18 protein-coding genes are annotated in these 15,581 nt (G+C 40.5%); 11 read left to right on the top strand and 7 right to left on the bottom strand.

Going from position 1 to position 15,581, the window contains the following annotated elements:
• Positions 1 to 135: 135 nt before the first annotated feature.
• From FHG64_RS14040 to FHG64_RS14030, 3 genes are all read right to left on the bottom strand, one after another.
• Positions 136 to 999, bottom strand: coding sequence for a hydroxymethylglutaryl-CoA lyase (locus FHG64_RS14040; RefSeq protein WP_139066995.1), 864 nt, complete (start codon positions 997 to 999; stop codon positions 136 to 138).
• 79 nt (positions 1,000 to 1,078) lie between these two features.
• On the bottom strand, positions 1,079 to 1,693 hold the full coding sequence (locus FHG64_RS14035; protein WP_139066994.1) for a LysE family translocator: 615 nt from the start codon (positions 1,691 to 1,693) through the stop codon (positions 1,079 to 1,081).
• Positions 1,690 to 2,721 (bottom strand): quinone-dependent dihydroorotate dehydrogenase, encoded by a 1,032-nt coding sequence (locus FHG64_RS14030; protein ID WP_139066993.1) that lies wholly within the window; start codon positions 2,719 to 2,721, stop codon positions 1,690 to 1,692. Before FHG64_RS14030 ends, FHG64_RS14035 begins: the two co-directional genes overlap by 4 nt.
• A gap of 105 nt (positions 2,722 to 2,826) precedes the next feature.
• Here FHG64_RS14030 and pepT point away from each other — a divergent pair, with 105 nt between their 5' ends.
• Both pepT and FHG64_RS14020 read left to right on the top strand, forming a co-directional pair.
• Positions 2,827 to 4,098 (top strand): peptidase T, encoded by a 1,272-nt coding sequence (pepT, locus tag FHG64_RS14025; protein WP_139066992.1) that lies wholly within the window; start codon positions 2,827 to 2,829, stop codon positions 4,096 to 4,098.
• The gene (locus FHG64_RS14020) at positions 4,076 to 4,672 is read left to right on the top strand and encodes a YdeI/OmpD-associated family protein (RefSeq protein WP_139066991.1); all 597 of its coding nucleotides are present in this window, start codon (positions 4,076 to 4,078) and stop codon (positions 4,670 to 4,672) included. Before pepT ends, FHG64_RS14020 begins: the two co-directional genes overlap by 23 nt.
• Before the next feature lie 321 nt (positions 4,673 to 4,993).
• On the opposite strand, the gene FHG64_RS14015 is transcribed toward FHG64_RS14020, so the two are convergent.
• The 4 genes from FHG64_RS14015 to FHG64_RS14000 form a co-directional block, all read right to left on the bottom strand.
• Positions 4,994 to 5,686, bottom strand: a complete 693-nt coding sequence (locus FHG64_RS14015) for a PorT family protein (protein ID WP_139066990.1) — start codon at positions 5,684 to 5,686, stop codon at positions 4,994 to 4,996.
• A 185-nt stretch (positions 5,687 to 5,871) separates the two neighbouring features.
• Positions 5,872 to 7,140, bottom strand: coding sequence for a S8 family peptidase (locus FHG64_RS14010; RefSeq protein ID WP_139066989.1), 1,269 nt, complete (start codon positions 7,138 to 7,140; stop codon positions 5,872 to 5,874).
• 312 nt (positions 7,141 to 7,452) lie between these two features.
• Entirely contained in the window at positions 7,453 to 7,845 is a 393-nt protein-coding gene (locus tag FHG64_RS14005; protein WP_139066988.1) for a rhodanese-like domain-containing protein, read from the bottom strand.
• A 1-nt stretch (position 7,846) separates the two neighbouring features.
• Positions 7,847 to 8,161: a rhodanese-like domain-containing protein gene (locus FHG64_RS14000; RefSeq protein ID WP_139066987.1), complete on the bottom strand. Its 315-nt coding sequence runs from the start codon at positions 8,159 to 8,161 to the stop codon at positions 7,847 to 7,849.
• A gap of 423 nt (positions 8,162 to 8,584) precedes the next feature.
• On the opposite strand from FHG64_RS14000, the gene FHG64_RS13995 reads away from it, so the two are divergent.
• The 9 genes from FHG64_RS13995 to FHG64_RS13960 all read left to right on the top strand — a co-directional run bounded on the left by FHG64_RS13995 (position 8,585) and on the right by FHG64_RS13960 (position 15,580).
• Positions 8,585 to 9,979, top strand: a complete 1,395-nt coding sequence (locus FHG64_RS13995) for an anthranilate synthase component I family protein (RefSeq protein ID WP_139066986.1) — start codon at positions 8,585 to 8,587, stop codon at positions 9,977 to 9,979.
• Positions 9,980 to 10,006: 27 nt separating this feature from the next.
• Complete coding sequence (locus tag FHG64_RS13990; RefSeq protein WP_139066985.1) at positions 10,007 to 10,681, top strand: anthranilate synthase component II; 675 nt, start codon at positions 10,007 to 10,009, stop codon at positions 10,679 to 10,681.
• A 28-nt stretch (positions 10,682 to 10,709) separates the two neighbouring features.
• The gene (gene trpD / locus FHG64_RS13985) at positions 10,710 to 11,705 is read left to right on the top strand and encodes an anthranilate phosphoribosyltransferase (protein ID WP_139066984.1); all 996 of its coding nucleotides are present in this window, start codon (positions 10,710 to 10,712) and stop codon (positions 11,703 to 11,705) included.
• 25 nt (positions 11,706 to 11,730) lie between these two features.
• On the top strand, positions 11,731 to 12,519 hold the full coding sequence (gene trpC / locus FHG64_RS13980; protein ID WP_139066983.1) for an indole-3-glycerol phosphate synthase TrpC: 789 nt from the start codon (positions 11,731 to 11,733) through the stop codon (positions 12,517 to 12,519).
• Complete coding sequence (locus FHG64_RS13975; protein WP_139066982.1) at positions 12,519 to 13,169, top strand: phosphoribosylanthranilate isomerase; 651 nt, start codon at positions 12,519 to 12,521, stop codon at positions 13,167 to 13,169. Before trpC ends, FHG64_RS13975 begins: the two co-directional genes overlap by 1 nt.
• Positions 13,170 to 13,204: 35 nt before the next feature.
• Positions 13,205 to 14,386, top strand: a complete 1,182-nt coding sequence (gene trpB / locus FHG64_RS13970) for a tryptophan synthase subunit beta (RefSeq protein ID WP_139067981.1) — start codon at positions 13,205 to 13,207, stop codon at positions 14,384 to 14,386.
• A gap of 72 nt (positions 14,387 to 14,458) precedes the next feature.
• Entirely contained in the window at positions 14,459 to 15,220 is a 762-nt protein-coding gene (trpA, locus tag FHG64_RS13965; protein WP_139066981.1) for a tryptophan synthase subunit alpha, read from the top strand.
• An 84-nt stretch (positions 15,221 to 15,304) separates the two neighbouring features.
• Entirely contained in the window at positions 15,305 to 15,442 is a 138-nt protein-coding gene (locus FHG64_RS19235; RefSeq protein ID WP_168191368.1) for a hypothetical protein, read from the top strand.
• Between the two features lie 3 nt (positions 15,443 to 15,445).
• On the top strand, positions 15,446 to 15,580 hold the full coding sequence (locus tag FHG64_RS13960; protein ID WP_139066980.1) for a 30S ribosomal protein THX: 135 nt from the start codon (positions 15,446 to 15,448) through the stop codon (positions 15,578 to 15,580).
• The last annotated feature ends 1 nt before the right edge of the window (position 15,581 follow it).

The following is a 15,581-nucleotide window of genomic DNA, read 5'->3' as shown; positions in this document are numbered from 1 at the left end:
TCTTATTTAGATTAGTTTAAAATAACGTTTGAAATTCGGGAGCAAATATAAGCAGCTTAGTTTGTTCTCAAAAGTTTATTTAGATTAATTTTAAATAAAAAGAAATGATAAAAAGTTCGGGATGCATTGGTTTTCCTAATGGTTAGTAGTAAAGATCTTAGTAGCCTCATTGTAAGAAGCTTCAAAACTGGTCATTTTCACATTCGTATCTGCTTTCTTCGAATTGAAATAAGAAAGGACCTTCTCTGTAGGCATATTGCCGGTTAGTTCATCCTTTGCCATTGGGCAGCCACCAAATCCCTGGATAGCTCCATCAAACCTTTTGCAGCCAGCCTTATAAGCTGCGTCGATCTTTTCGTGCCAGGAGGTAGGAGTGGTGTGCAAGTGAGCCCCAAATTCAATTTCAGGATAACGGGGAATAAGATTGGAGAAAAGATATTCAATAACATCTGGAGTAGAAGTTCCAACGGTATCAGACAGGGACAAGATCTTTACCCCCATTCCTGATAATTTTTCTGTCCACTCTCCCACGATATCGACATTCCATGGATCCCCGTAAGGATTCCCGAAGCCCATAGAAAGGTAGGCCACCACCTCCTTATTGGTGCTCTCTGCGATCTCAAGGATCTCCTGCAGGGTCTGTACAGACTCGGCAATTGTCTTGTGGGTATTCCGCATCTGGAAGTTTTCTGAAATTGAAAAGGGATAACCCAGATATTGGATTTCCTCATGTTGTGAAGCATCCTGTGCACCCCGGGTGTTGGCAATTATCGCAAGAAGTTTGCTGGTTGTTTTTGATAGATCAAGTCCTTCAAGAACCTTCGCCGTATCTGCCATTTGAGGGATGGCTTTGGGTGATACAAAACTTCCAAAATCTATGGTGTCAAACCCACATCTTAGAAGGGACTGTAAATACTGTATTTTTTTTTCTGTAGGAATGAAAGTTCTAATGCCCTGCATGGCGTCTCTCGGGCATTCAATGAGTTTGATCTTATCCATAGATCAAAGATACTATTTTACCTTTCATATTAAAAAGAAGGATTTTTTAAATAATTCTAAAAAACAGCGATGTTTTTCTTCAAAAAAGAATAAATAAGCCAATGCCAAGAAAAACAAAGATCTGCAGCCACTTCAATATTCTTCCTGAAGCAGAGTGACTGTTAAGGTAACCGGAGATCCTTCCAGCCAGCATAGCTACCATTCCAAAAATGAGCAGGGCCTGCAGCATAAAAAGCCCTCCCAGTGTATAGAACTGCAGGACAGTATCTTCGCCTGTATCCCATAAGAAACCAGGAAAAAAAGCAAGGAAAAATATAGTTACCTTGGGGTTAAGGACATTCATTATAAAGCCTGTTTTGAAGAGGGAAAGATTTGATTTTTCCGGCAAGGCCCTATTGGATAAAGATATCCTACTTTCTGCTGAATAAACTTTGAAAGCGAGATAGAAAAGGTAAACGGCCCCAAAAATCCTGATAGCCAGAAAAAAACTTTCCGATTCTTTTATAATTGCTGAAACTCCAAAGGCTACCAGGCTGGTATGTATCAATATTCCTGAGACCAGCCCAATGGTAGTCATAATTCCCGCTTTCCTGCCATTGGCTATACTTTGCACCAGCACATATATAATATCTGGCCCCGGGGAAATAGTGAGGATAATGGAAGCTGTAAGAAACGGGACAAGCTGTGCTATCACTTTTGATCTTCCTTATCCAGAATGGCTTCATTAATAGCTTTAATCAATCCCGGGCCTTCGTATATGAAACCTGTATAAAGTTGAACAAGGCTTGCTCCTGCTTCCAATTTTTCAAGAGCATCTTCAGGAGAATGTATACCTCCCACTCCAATGATTGGAAAGGCCCTGTTACTTTTTTCAGATAAAAACCGAATTACCTCGGTTGCACGTTTTCTAAGGGGTTTGCCACTTAATCCGCCCACTTCTTTCTTGTCAGGACTTTTCAACCCTTCCCTGGAGATAGTAGTGTTTGTGGCAATAACGCCGGCAATTTTACTTTCAGCCACGATATCTATGATATCCATCAACTGGGAATCTGTAAGATCTGGTGCTATTTTTAGCAGAATAGGCTTTGGTTTAGGTCGGGTATTATTCCTGCCCTGCAATTGCAAAAGAAGCCTGGTAAGCGGTTCTTTATCCTGTAGCTCCCGGAGATTTGGCGTATTGGGAGAACTCACATTCACTACAAAATAGTCTACAAAATTAAACAAGGCCTCAAAACAAAATAGATAATCACCCGCAGCCACATCATTTGCTGTGACCTTATTTTTGCCAATATTACCTCCAATGAGAACTTCCCCGTTATTTTTGCGCAATCTTCGCACAGCAGCTTCCACTCCTTCATTATTAAAGCCCATCCTGTTAATTATTGCTGAATCTTCCTTTAAGCGGAACAACCTTTTTTTCTCATTCCCTGGCTGGGGCTTAGGAGTCACTGTACCAATTTCTACGAATCCAAAGCCAAGCTGTCCCAGTTCCCTGTACAATTTGGCATCCTTGTCAAAGCCGGCTGCCAAACCCACAGGATTTTTAAATTTAAGTCCGAAGACCTCCCGTTCCAACCGGGCATCCTCGACGACAAACCTGGCCTGAAACATAGAGGCCATACCCGGTATCTTAAAAAGTGTTTTCAGAAAATCAAAGGTGAAGTAATGAACTTTTTCCGGATCAAATTTGAAAAGCAGAGGTCGTACAAAAGATCTATACATGAATTTTGAGTTTGTACAAAAGTAGATTATTTTAAAACCTAAGAGAAATATTAAATGTCTTTGTACCTGTAGGGTGATTGACTAATTTTGAAAAAACCATTTTTCATGATTGGCAAAAAGCAACTTATAGACAGGTTCACTCAATACGTAAAAATCGACACTCAAAGTGATCCCGACTCCCGGGACACCCCAAGCACTAAAAAACAATGGGATCTCGCTAATAAACTGGCAGAAGAGTTGCGGGAGATTGGAATGCAGGAGGTAGAAATAGATGAAAATGCTTACATCATGGCCACCTTACCCGCCAATATAGCTCATAATGTACCGGTTATAGGATTTATAAGCCACTTTGATACCTCCCCGGATTTTTCAGGAGAAAATGTAAATCCGCAGATCATTGAAGATTATGATGGAAAGGATATAATTCTTAACCGGGAACAAAATATTATTCTCTCCCCAAATTATTTTGAGGACCTTCATCAATATAAAGGACAAACCCTTATCACCACAGATGGCACCACTTTACTGGGAGCCGATGATAAGGCCGGCATAACCGAGATCGTATCGGCTATGGAATATTTGATCAACAATCCTCATATACCTCATGGAGAAATACGGGTAGGTTTTACCCCAGATGAGGAAATAGGCAGAGGGGCCCATAAATTCAATGTTGACAAATTTGGAGCACAATGGGCATATACTATGGATGGCAGCCAGGTGGGAGAACTTGAATTTGAAAATTTTAATGCAGCAGGCGCTACCATCACCATAAAAGGCAAGAGCGTACATCCGGGATACGCCAAAGGAAAAATGGTGAACAGCATGTATATCGCCCAGGATTTCATAACATCCCTTCCAAGGCTGGAAACCCCGGAACACACCGAGAACAGACAGGGGTTTTTCCATCTTACGGATATTAAGGGGAATGTGGAAAGGACAACCCTCAAATATATAATTAGAGACCATGACAAAGATCACTTTGAAGCAAGAAAGGAGGTCCTTCAAAAACTTGCGTTAGAGATCAATTCACAATTTGAGGATGAAATAATAAATATAGAGATTAAGAATCAATACTTTAATATGAGGGAGAAGGTAGAACCTTTAATGCATATTGTGGATATTGCTGAGGAGGCTATGAAGCAGGTAGATGTTGAACCTATCATCAAACCTATAAGAGGCGGCACAGATGGCTCCCAGCTTAGTTACATGGGCTTACCCTGTCCCAATATTTTTGCAGGAGGCCATAACTTTCACGGCAGGTATGAATATATACCTGTTGAAAGTATGCAAAAGGCTGTAGCGGTTATTGTGAAAATTGCAGAACTCACAGCAGAGAAATATAAAGACCTGGACTATGGCGAAAATAACAAGCGTTGAGGAATATTTGGAAGCTCATCCAGAGTGGAGCAGCCAACTTGAAAAGCTAAGGAACCTATTAAACACTTTCCCTTTAAAGGAAACCATCAAATGGGGTGCCCCGGTGTATACCTACAAAGGAAAAAATCTTATTGGGCTGGCGGGATTTAAGAATCATTATGCCCTCTGGTTTTTCCAGGGATCTTTATTGCAGGAGAACACTCAGCTTTTGCACAATGCCCAGGAGGGAAAAACCCAAACTCTCAGACAAATAAGGTTTAATTCTCAAAGTGAGCCAGATTTAAAACTTTTAGGTCCCTATATCCAGGAAATGGTTGAAATTCTTGATAGGGGCATTATACCACCTAAGGCAACTATTAAAAAGCTAATTATTATCCCGGAATTTCTGGAAATTTTTAGGAGCCAACAAGATTTGGAAGGTCTCTTTACCTCCCTTCCTGTGGGGAAGCAGAGAGAATATATATCTTATATATCTGAAGCAAAAAGGGCAGAGACAAAAAAGTCAAGATTGGAGAAAATAATCCCATTGATAAGGGAAGGGAAAGGCTTAAACGATAAATACCGTAAAGATTAAATTTTCACAACAAGACTTATCGTTGTGGGATGAAAGAGCTAGACCGCTACTAGAATATAGAACCTGGACTAAAACATAAGTGTTTGGAAAATAGCTATTTACCCTCTTTTGAAGAGCTCAATTTTTCCTAAACTATTTAGATCCAAAACCACCCCCATGTTGAGGTTGAAATATCCCCTGACTATAAAAATAAAGGTTTTAGGAAAATTTCACATATTTTAATGGAACGATAGTGTAAGAAAAATTTTAGCAGTACAGATGCCACAGGGTGCAATAAAAAAGAGCCGGAATTGCCGGCTCTTTATGAGATATAATTTTTCTTTAGAAGTAACAGCCACGGCCGCCTCTTCTTCTTTTATCTTTATTCGCGCTGTCCCACAATTTGATCGTAAGGCTTACTATGACCTGGTGAAGCCTTGCATCTTCAAAATTAGCAAGATTAACCCCGTAAACACTATTCACAATGTCTACCTGTTGATTTTCAGCAGTAGCAAGGGAATGATCGTACCTCACATCAAGGCCAAAGCTGCCAAATTCCACTTTAACCCCTGCCTGGGCAGAGAGAGGGAAATTTTGAACAACAATACTTTGATCTGGCGGCTCGGTGCCTTCAAGACTGGATTCAATTACCTTTTTATAAGCGGGCCCGGCATAGACATCCAAAGGACCCCAAATGTTGAAACCGACAAGGAAAGGAACACTTAATTCATCGACAGCATAGATCGCAGGCCTGCGTGGGAAGTCAAACCTGGATTCCAGTTTTGAGTATACCACCTCTGGCCTAATAAAGAATCTTCCAAATGACAGTTGGGTCCAGAGCCCTCCGTGAAAACCTATTTCCCCTTCAGCATTGAAGGTATCGCCAGTGTATTGTGCCGTAGATGCAATTCCTGTAAGCTGGCCTCCAAATGTTTTATTAACTCCTCCTTTTACTCCGAATTTAAATTCCTGCGCCTGGGATGTATATGGGAAACTACCAAGACATAGGAGTACAATTATAAAAAGTCTATTCATAAAGTGGGGTTGTTTCAGTTCTTATGTTGGGGGGTAAATATATTATTTTAAAAAATAATTCCCACCCGTTTTCTTAGCATTTAACGCAGAGATAAGAAAAAAAGTATAATCTGCCACAGCTTTCAGGATAAAAGAAAAGGCCGCCCGTGGGCAGCCTTTAAAAAATTCATCTGCATTATATACTTTTAATGTACGATAATTGGATCTGCATTTCCATCTGGGTCATTATTCACTGTACCATCTGTGCTGGCAGCTCCAAGAAGAAGAACACCGGCAGCGTGAGGTGAGGCCATTGACGTCCCGCTTATTGTGTTATAACCACCATCTTTCCAGGTTGATTTAACAGCTACTCCAGGTGCAGCATAATCTACAGGTGGGTTACCATAATTAGAGAAAGAAGCCCAGTTATCATTAACATCCATTGCTGAAATAGTTACGATATAAGCTCCGTTTGCTCGTGCAGGAGAACTGTTATTGGCGTCATTGCTCTCATTTCCGGCTGCAAGTGCAAACCATATACCTTTATTAGAAGCGGCTACAACTGCGTCATCAAGGGCCTGGGAAACTGGACCACCAAGACTCATATTGGCAACGTCTCCTGCTTTCCCGTTAGCTCCTACCCAGTCTACTCCTGCAATAACACCGGAGTAAGACCCGCTTCCACGGCTGTCAAGAACCTTTACAGGAATAACTGTAGCTCCAGGTGCAACACCTATCACTCCTATGTCATTGTTTAAAGCAGCCACTGTACCTGCCACGTGTGTACCATGTCCATTACCATCATCGGCAGATTTTCCATCCCTTCCGGAAGTAAAAGCATTAAAAGCACGGGATGCATCAACGTTAAGGTCTGGATGATCAAGATCAATACCACTGTCCACGATCCAGGCAACACCGTTACCGGCGTAACCGGAAACTCCATTCACACGGGTGATACCATATGGAGTATCCTGGTTGGAAGTTCCACCATCACCGGGATCTGTAGGGTCTGTAGGATCTGGCTCATCACAAGGGCCACCATTTGGAGTACCACAAGGTGGAGCGAAGGTTACGATCCTGTCCTGCTCAACATAAGCAACTTCTTTTTTCTTCCTAAGAACCTCTACTTGTTCTTTTGTTAACTTCAAAGTAGCACCATTTAAAGTTCTACTGTAAACATTCACGATCTCTGCATCACTAATCTTAGCATCGGCAAGGATCATCTTTGTTTGAGTGGCCATAGCTTCCTGTGCTTTGGAATAATTGTCGGGATATTTTGCCCCAAAATCTTCAACAGCACCGCTGCGGTAAACAACGATGTACTGGTTTTCGATCAATTTGGAATCAAAATTGGAATCCAGTTCTGTAAAGACGGCTTCTTCGACAGGGGCCTGTTCTTCCTGAGAACAGGAGAATAAAAAGGCAGATGCAACAACTGCAGTTGCAAATAAACGTAAGTTTAATTTTAACTTCATAAAATAATTAAGTTTTGGTTAATAATTGATTAATGGTTATCCCAAAACTAAACTTAATGTTCAGTAAATCAAATTAAACTTCTTAATCATCGCAATGTTGATTGGCAAAAAAAGTAGGAAATAGCTTTCAAACTCACGGCTGCTGCGCACTGTCATCGAATGTTAAACTTTTTAAAAAAAAATTAACTCTTTCAGAAAAAAAGGAAGGGAAATGTTAAAAATGAGATGAGTGACCTGTTAATTGCAAAAAAAACCCGCAAACAACGTTGCGGGTTAATTAATTTTAACACTTCGAATAGGCTTGCTTCTGCTTTATTGCACAGATTCAACCTTGTCTATTTCTTCTTTCCATTTTGAAATCCCACCATCCAGAACGTAGATATGTTCAAAGCCGGCTTCTTTAAGAATTTTTGCCGCTTCGGGGCTTACTTTGCCTGAGGTGCAATAGATGGCAACGGGCTTTTTCTTATCCAGATTTTCAAGGTTATGGCGAAAATCCTTGTTATAAATTATATTATGGGCGTTCAAAAGGTGAGATTTTTTATAATCTTCTTCCGGCTGCAAGTCCACTACCTGTAAATTATCATATTTCATATGAGTTTGCATTTCTGCCGCAGTGATTATTTCAATTTCTTTGGCAGAAGCGTCTTTACAGGAGTATACCAGGGTAGCCAATATAGCCAGTAGTAATAGTTTGTACCCCATATTATTGATGATTTACTTCCCCTTCCCACTCTGTAATTCCACCCATTAAATTATAGGCGTTCTCAATACCCTGCTGGTTCATAAGAGCACATGCCTGCGCACTCCTCGCTCCAGACCTGCAATAAACATAATAATTCTTAGACTTATCAAGTTGATTTATCTCATCGATAAATCCCTGGCCTTTATATATATCAATATTTTTTGAATTGGGAATATATCCTTCAATATATTCTTCCTCTGTCCTCACATCAAGGATTTGTGCATTATCATCTTTTTCCAGACTTTCCTTCCATTGTTCCTGCGTAAGATTTTTCATGATATTTTATTTTGTTTGGTGATAAAAAATAAAACGTAAATATAAGAGAAAGCTTACAAACCTTCATCCTGGTTGATTATATTTTTATTGTTGATGGATCCAGCACCCTACTCCTTATTTTCATATCCAAATACATAGACCTTTTGTCAAATTTTTCTTTATATCACCTTAAAGGGGAAAATATACCCCCTCAAATGGAGGGATCCAAAACATATTTAATTATTTACTGCTACAGATCAAGAAAAACTTTTGCCAGTTCAAATAACCTGTTTATATTTGGCCTAATGAAAATTCAGAATGTACATACCTGGTGGTGGAATAATTTACGTCAACACGTCGTGAAGTAACACTGCTATAGTATGATCTCATATACAAAAGGCTTGTCTCACGACAAGCCTTTTTTGTTTTAACTATTTGGAAGCTATGTATAAATTAAAGACAACTTATAAAAAATTGCTGGCAGATACTATTACCCCTGTAAGTATCTATTTAAAAATTAGGGATAAATATCCTAACAGCCTCTTACTGGAAAGTAGTGATTATCATGCAAGCGACAATAGTTTCTCTTATATATGCTGTAATCCAATCGCCTCTATAAAGATTGAGAACGACCAGGTCACAGAAACCTTTCCCGATGGGAAAAAGTATACAGAGAAGCTTAATCCTGAAGTAAATGTTCCCGGTAAAATAGAGCAATTCTCAAAAAAATTCCAGGCAGAGAATTCCAAATTTAAATTTATCAACAACGGCCTTTTTGGATATATAGCCTATGATGGTGTACGTTATTTTGAAAATGTGGAAATAAAGAGGAAAGAAGGCGATCTAAAAATTCCCGATATTTATTACGCTGTATACCAAAATATTATTGCTATAAATCATTTCAAAAATGAAGCATACATTTTTGATCACAATTATAATTCAGAGAATAAGCTTGAAGAAATTGAGCAGCTGCTGAAGGTGAAAAACTTTGCCAGCTACAGCTTTTCAAGACAACAAGAACCAAAGTCCAATCTTACCGATGAGGAGTTCAAACAGAATGTCAAGCTTGGAAAACAGCACTGCCAGCGGGGAGATGTTTTCCAGCTGGTACTTTCCAGACGTTTTTCCCAGGCTTTTAAGGGTGATGAATTCAATGTATACCGCGCTCTACGAAATGTCAACCCCTCCCCGTACCTCTTTTATTTTGACTATGGCAACTTCAAGATCTTCGGGAGTTCACCTGAAGCGCAACTGGTTGTTAAGGACGGGCAGGCAGAAATACATCCAATTGCGGGAACTTTTAAGCGAACGGGCAATGACGAGCAGGATGCCGACCTGGCCAGGAAACTCGCTAAAGATGAAAAAGAGAATTCTGAACATGTCATGTTGGTTGATCTCGCCAGAAACGACTTAAGCAGGCACAGCAGTAATGTAAAAGTAGAAAAATACAGAGAGGTACAATTCTTTTCACACGTGATCCACCTGGTAAGTAAGGTGACAGGTGACATAAAGGATAAGGTTGAAACTATGGAGGTAGTGGCGGGAACTTTCCCTGCAGGAACACTAAGTGGAGCCCCTAAACATAGTGCAATGACCCTCATAGAAAAATATGAAAATGTGAATAGAAGTGCCTATGGAGGGGCTATTGGATTTATGGATTTCGAGGGAAATTTTAACCACGCCATTATAATTAGGTCTTTTGTAAGCAAGAACCACCATTTACATTACCAGGCAGGAGCTGGTATTGTATCGGGCTCCCGTGAAGAGGATGAATTACAGGAAGTCTATAATAAACTTGGAGCCCTGGCAAAGGCGCTGGAAATTGCAGAAGAGATATAAACCACCCGTTAGAAAGAATTTGAAAAAATGGAAAATACTTCAGAATTAAATTTACATACAGAAAAGCCAGCAAAGCCTATTTCTGTACTGGTCATCGATAATTACGATTCGTTTGTATACAATCTTGTGCATTATCTTGAAGAATTAGATTGCCTGGTGACTGTAAGACGCAACAATGAAATAAGCCTGGAGGAGGTTGGCAAATTTGATAAGATCCTGCTATCCCCAGGGCCTGGTATTCCTGCAGAAGCAGGTCTATTAAATGAAATTGTAAAAGAATACGCCCCTACTAAAAGCATCCTTGGGGTATGCCTTGGACAGCAGGCAATAGGAGAAGTTTTTGGTGGAAAGCTGCTGAACCTGGATTCTGTATTCCACGGTGTTGCTCATAAAATAAAACTTTGCGTGGAAGATGAAGGTCTTTATAATGGCCTTGAGAAGGAATTTGAAGTGGGAAGATATCATTCCTGGGTTGTTGAAAGGAATTTGCCTTCCTGTCTTGAGGCCACCTCCTATGACGAACAAGGCCAGGTAATGTCGCTTAGACACAGGGAATTTGATGTAAGAGGGGTGCAGTTTCATCCTGAATCTGTACTAACACCCGATGGGAAGAAGATGATCAAAAACTGGGTAAATGGTACTCCCCCGGTACCTTCCAAACCTTCAGAAGAAAAAGAAAAGATAGAAAACCTTCTTAAATAATATCAAAATCTCCTGTAAAGGACATCCAATGAAACACTTATTAAACAGACTCATAAATCACGAAACTATCTCCCGGGAGGAAGCCAGGGAGGCACTCGTCCAAATTGCCGGGGGTGAATATAACCAAAGCCAGATAGCCGCGTTCTTAACGGTCTATATGATGCGAAGCATTACTATAGAAGAATTGGAAGGCTTTCGTGATGGCCTGCTGGACCTGTGTATTTCCATTGACCTGGAGGCCTATGACCCAATTGACCTTTGTGGCACAGGAGGAGATGGTAAAGACACTTTTAACATATCAACACTGGCTTCCTTCATAACTGCAGGTGCCGGCATCAAAGTCGCGAAACATGGGAATTATGGTGTTTCTTCAGTGAGCGGAAGTTCCAATGTAATGGAGCACCTGGGAATAAAATTTAGTGCAGATCCTTCACACCTTGAAAGATGTATAGAAAAAGCTGGAATATGTATTTTACACGCACCGCTCTTTAATCCTGCTATGAAAAACGTTGCTCCCATAAGAAAATCGCTGGCTGTAAAGACCTTTTTTAATATGCTGGGCCCTATGGTCAACCCTGCATCTCCCAAAAAACAACTGGTGGGCGTATTTAGCCTGGAACTTGCCAGGATGTATGGCTATCTTTATCAAAACACGAACAAAAAATTCACCATTTTACATGGGTTGGATGGATATGATGAGATCTCCCTTACCGGTCCTACCAAAACTATTTCTAATAATGCTGAAGGAATTTTGGAAGCGGCCGATTTTGGAGTAGAAGAATTGAATGCCTCTGAAATTAGCGGTGGAAATTCAGTTGAGAACTCAGCTGAAATTTTTCTAAATATTTTGAATGGCAAGGGAACCAGGGCACAAAATAATGTGGTTTGCGCCAATGCAGGAATGGCAATTGCCACCGCCACGTCCTGCTCTCCCAGGGAAGGCTTTGAGACAGCCCAGGAAGTGCTGCGATCTGGCAAAGCGCTTCAAAGCTTAAGAATATTGCAAGGGTTGAGTAAAAAATGAACTCCTCATAATTAAGATTTAATGTATGAACATTTTAGATAAAATAGTAGCCGATAAGCTTAAGGAAGTACAGCTTAAACAGCAACTTATGCCTGTAACCAGCCTGGAGAAATATCCCTTATTTGAAAGGAAGACGGCATCTTTGGCCTCTGCACTTAAAGCCAGTACATCCGGGATCATTGCAGAGCATAAAAGACGGTCTCCTTCAAAAGAGGTTATTAACCAGTCTCTCAATGTGCAGGATGTGGCTTCAGGTTACGAGCAGGCCGGCGCTTGTGGTATGTCGGTATTAACCGATGCCAAATATTTTGGAGGCTCACTGGATGATCTACTTCTCGCAAGGGCAGCCACTTCTATGCCATTGCTGCGGAAAGAATTCATTATCGACCCATACCAGATCGTGGAGGCCAAAGCCTATGGAGCCGATGTGATTTTGCTCATCGCGGCCATACTCACCGGGAAAGAATTAAAGGAGTATGCCGGACTGGCTAAAAGCCTTGGCCTGGAGGTTCTCCTCGAAGTGCACGATAGGGAAGAGCTCGAATGCTCCCTGGTACCCAATGTAGATATGTTGGGTGTAAATAACAGGAATCTAAAAACATTTGAAGTAAGCACAGATATAAGCAAGGAACTCTCCCAACACATCCCGGGTGAATTTGTGAAAGTATCTGAAAGTGGGATAGGTGGTGTAGAGGTCATAAAAGATCTAAAGCAATATGGTTACCGCGGATTTCTAATTGGAGAGAATTTTATGAGGACCAATGATCCCGGCTTTTATGCTAAAGAATTCATTAACGATCTAAATCAAGTCTAATGAAGATCAAGGTATGTGGGATGAAGTATGCTGAAAATATTCGGGAGGTTGCAAAGCTGAAACCGGATTATATGGGGTTTATCTTCTATGAAAAATCGACGCGTAATTTCACCGGAGAAATTCCTGAAATTTCCTCTGAAATAAAAAAAACAGGGGTTTTTGTAAATGCCACAACAGAATTTATTGTCGAAAAAGTAAAGCAGTATCATTTAGATGCTTTACAATTACACGGTGAGGAATCTGGAAGTTTCTGTAATCAATTAAAATCAAAATTACCAAGCGGGGTAGAAGTAATAAAAGTGTTTTCTGTAAAGGAAGATATAGATTTTCAACTCCTTAATGATTATGAGGGAATTGTGGATTACTTTCTATTTGACACAAAAGGAAAGAATAAAGGTGGGAATGGTATAACATTTAACTGGGAAAATTTGAGAAACTACCCCTCTACCACTCCCTTCATTCTAAGTGGTGGTATTGGAATTGAGGAAATTTCAAGAATTAAGGAATTTAAGAAGCATTTGGAAGAAAATAGCCTGGGCCATCTTTTATATGCTGTAGACCTCAACAGCCGTTTTGAAACTGAGCCGGGAAGAAAAAACAGTGCAACTTTAAAAATTTTTATGAATCAAATCTCCTCCCCTGCAACGTAAAAAATAAAAAAATGAAATCGAATACTAGTGAAACAATTACCTATCAGGTAAACGAAAAAGGATATTATGGTGATTTTGGTGGTGCTTATATCCCTGAGATGTTATACCCCAATGTTGAAGAATTGAGGTCAAAATACCTTGAGGTGATGCGGGAAGAATCTTTTCAAAGGGAATTCAATGATCTTTTAAAAGAATATGTAGGCAGGCCCACCCCGTTATATTTTGCTGAAAGATTCAGCAAAAAATACAACACCAAAGTTTATTTAAAGCGGGAGGACCTTTGTCATACAGGGGCTCACAAGGTGAATAATACCATTGGCCAGATCCTCATGGCCAAACGGCTTGGAAAGAACAGGATCATTGCTGAAACCGGTGCGGGACAGCATGGTGTAGCTACAGCAACAGTATGTGCACTTATGGGGCTGGAATGTATCGTATACATGGGAGAGGTAGATATTAAGAGGCAGGCTCCCAATGTTGCCAGGATGAAAATGCTTGGAGCAAAAGTGGTACCGGCACTTTCCGGAAGTCGTACTTTAAAAGATGCTACCAATGAAGCCATTAGGGACTGGATCAATAATCCCGTCAATACCCATTACATCATAGGATCTGTCGTAGGACCTCATCCCTATCCAGATATGGTAGCAAGATTTCAAAGTGTGATCTCTGAAGAGGTAAGGAAACAATTGATGGAGAAGGAGCACAGGGAGGATCCGGACTATGTTGTTGCCTGTGTGGGTGGCGGCAGTAATGCGGCCGGAATCTACTATCACTATCTCGATAATCCCAAGGTGGGCATCATTGCCGTGGAAGCAGCCGGAAAAGGCATTCTTACCGGGGAGAGCGCTGCAACATCTGCCCTGGGTAAAGAAGGAATAATACACGGTAGTAAAACTCTTTTAATGCAAACAGAGGACGGGCAGATCACTGAGCCTTATTCCATTTCTGCAGGGCTGGATTATCCCGGGATCGGGCCTATGCACGCCAATCTATTTAAAAGCGGCCGTGCAGAATTCATTTCGGTAACAGATGATGATGCTATGAAAGCCGGGCTTGCACTGGCAAAACTGGAAGGGATCATCCCTGCAATTGAAACCTCCCACGCCCTGGCTATTTTCGAGGACAGAAAATTCAGGGAACAGGATGTGGTGGTGGTCAACCTCTCGGGAAGGGGAGACAAAGACCTTAGCTCATATATAGAGTATTTTGGTCTTTAAAAGCAGCGGCAATAATAAAAAATTAAGGCTCTTCAACTGATATTACAAGGGAAGCCAGAAAAGACAAATCAAATGAACCGAATAAATAAAAAATTAAAAGAAGATAAAAAGCTGCTGTCCATCTATTTTACTGCCGGGTATCCGGAGCCTGAAGATACCGTTCCAATTATTCAGGAACTGGAGAAAAGCGGGGTAGATATGATAGAGATAGGCCTGCCTTTTAGCGACCCCCTGGCAGATGGCCCTACTATACAGGAAAGCTCCACAGCTGCCCTAAGAGCCGGAATGACCACTAAAAAACTTTTTGAGCAGCTAAAAGGAATAAGAGAAACTGTTTCAATTCCATTGTTGATCATGGGTTATTTTAACCCTATTCTTCAGTATGGTGTGGAAAGGTTTTGCAAACAATGCAATGAAGCAGGAATAGATGGATTGATCATTCCCGACCTTCCGGTAGATGTATTTTCAGAAAATTACAGGGAGATTTTCGAAAAATACGGACTTGTGAATGTATTTCTTATCACTCCCCAAACTTCAGCAGAAAGGGTACGGTATATAGATTCTGTTTCCAATGGCTTTATCTATATGGTGAGCAGTGCCAGTGTGACCGGTGGAACAACTGGTTTTGGAGAGGAAACCAAAGATTATTTTGAGCGGATTGCGGGGATGAACCTGAAAAACTCACAAGTAGTTGGTTTTGGAATAAGTGACAATGAGACTTTTCTACAGGCAACTCAATTTGCAAAAGGAGCCATTATTGGAAGTGCTTTTATCAAACATCTTACAAAGGAAGGTACCCATAAAATTTCCCAATTTGTTAAGAGTATACGCTAAGCTTTAACCAAATTGTAACAGGTTGTTAGTACGTTTTCCTATTATGAAATTGTAAATTAGAGTTCATTCTAAAAATTTTGAATTATGGGACGTATAGAAGATAATAAAAAGAAGAGAAAAGATACAGATAGTAATCCTTTAAATAAAATTGGAAATCGGGACAGGCCAAGTACTGTAGATACCGATAAGAAAACAATTAAGGATAAACAGGATAAAAAATAAAAAATGGGCAGAGGCGATAAAAAGACCAAACGTGGTAAAATAGCAATTGGAACACACGGCAGGCTGCGGCCAAAACGTAAAAAATTCAAGATCAAGCCTACCACGGTTGCAGACCAGGAAAAAAAGGAATTGGAATAGC

This window comes from Antarcticibacterium flavum (assembly GCF_006159205.1).
In the GTDB taxonomy this organism is placed as follows: Bacteria; Bacteroidota; Bacteroidia; order Flavobacteriales; family Flavobacteriaceae; genus Gillisia; species Gillisia flava.
The sequence above is the reverse complement of the archived record's forward strand: the minus strand, read 5'-3'. Positions and strand labels throughout refer to the sequence as shown.

Bases quoted from the DNA above. Each gene is read 5' to 3' on its own strand.
- FHG64_RS14040 (WP_139066995.1), bottom strand. From the start codon at position 999: ATGGATAAGATCAAACTCATTGAATGCCCGAGAGACGCCATGCAGGGC.
- FHG64_RS14030 (WP_139066993.1), bottom strand. From the start codon at position 2,721: ATGTATAGATCTTTTGTACGACCTCTGCTTTTCAAATTTGATCCGGAA.
- pepT (WP_139066992.1), top strand. From the start codon at position 2,827: ATGATTGGCAAAAAGCAACTTATAGACAGGTTCACTCAATACGTAAAA.
- FHG64_RS14020 (WP_139066991.1), top strand. From the start codon at position 4,076: ATGGCGAAAATAACAAGCGTTGAGGAATATTTGGAAGCTCATCCAGAG.
- FHG64_RS14015 (WP_139066990.1), bottom strand. From the start codon at position 5,686: ATGAATAGACTTTTTATAATTGTACTCCTATGTCTTGGTAGTTTCCCA.
- FHG64_RS14010 (WP_139066989.1), bottom strand. From the start codon at position 7,140: ATGAAGTTAAAATTAAACTTACGTTTATTTGCAACTGCAGTTGTTGCA.
- FHG64_RS14005 (WP_139066988.1), bottom strand. From the start codon at position 7,845: ATGGGGTACAAACTATTACTACTGGCTATATTGGCTACCCTGGTATAC.
- FHG64_RS14000 (WP_139066987.1), bottom strand. From the start codon at position 8,161: ATGAAAAATCTTACGCAGGAACAATGGAAGGAAAGTCTGGAAAAAGAT.
- FHG64_RS13995 (WP_139066986.1), top strand. From the start codon at position 8,585: ATGTATAAATTAAAGACAACTTATAAAAAATTGCTGGCAGATACTATT.
- FHG64_RS13990 (WP_139066985.1), top strand. From the start codon at position 10,007: ATGGAAAATACTTCAGAATTAAATTTACATACAGAAAAGCCAGCAAAG.
- trpD (WP_139066984.1), top strand. From the start codon at position 10,710: ATGAAACACTTATTAAACAGACTCATAAATCACGAAACTATCTCCCGG.
- trpC (WP_139066983.1), top strand. From the start codon at position 11,731: ATGAACATTTTAGATAAAATAGTAGCCGATAAGCTTAAGGAAGTACAG.
- FHG64_RS13975 (WP_139066982.1), top strand. From the start codon at position 12,519: ATGAAGATCAAGGTATGTGGGATGAAGTATGCTGAAAATATTCGGGAG.
- trpA (WP_139066981.1), top strand. From the start codon at position 14,459: ATGAACCGAATAAATAAAAAATTAAAAGAAGATAAAAAGCTGCTGTCC.
- FHG64_RS19235 (WP_168191368.1), top strand. From the start codon at position 15,305: ATGGGACGTATAGAAGATAATAAAAAGAAGAGAAAAGATACAGATAGT.
- FHG64_RS13960 (WP_139066980.1), top strand. From the start codon at position 15,446: ATGGGCAGAGGCGATAAAAAGACCAAACGTGGTAAAATAGCAATTGGA.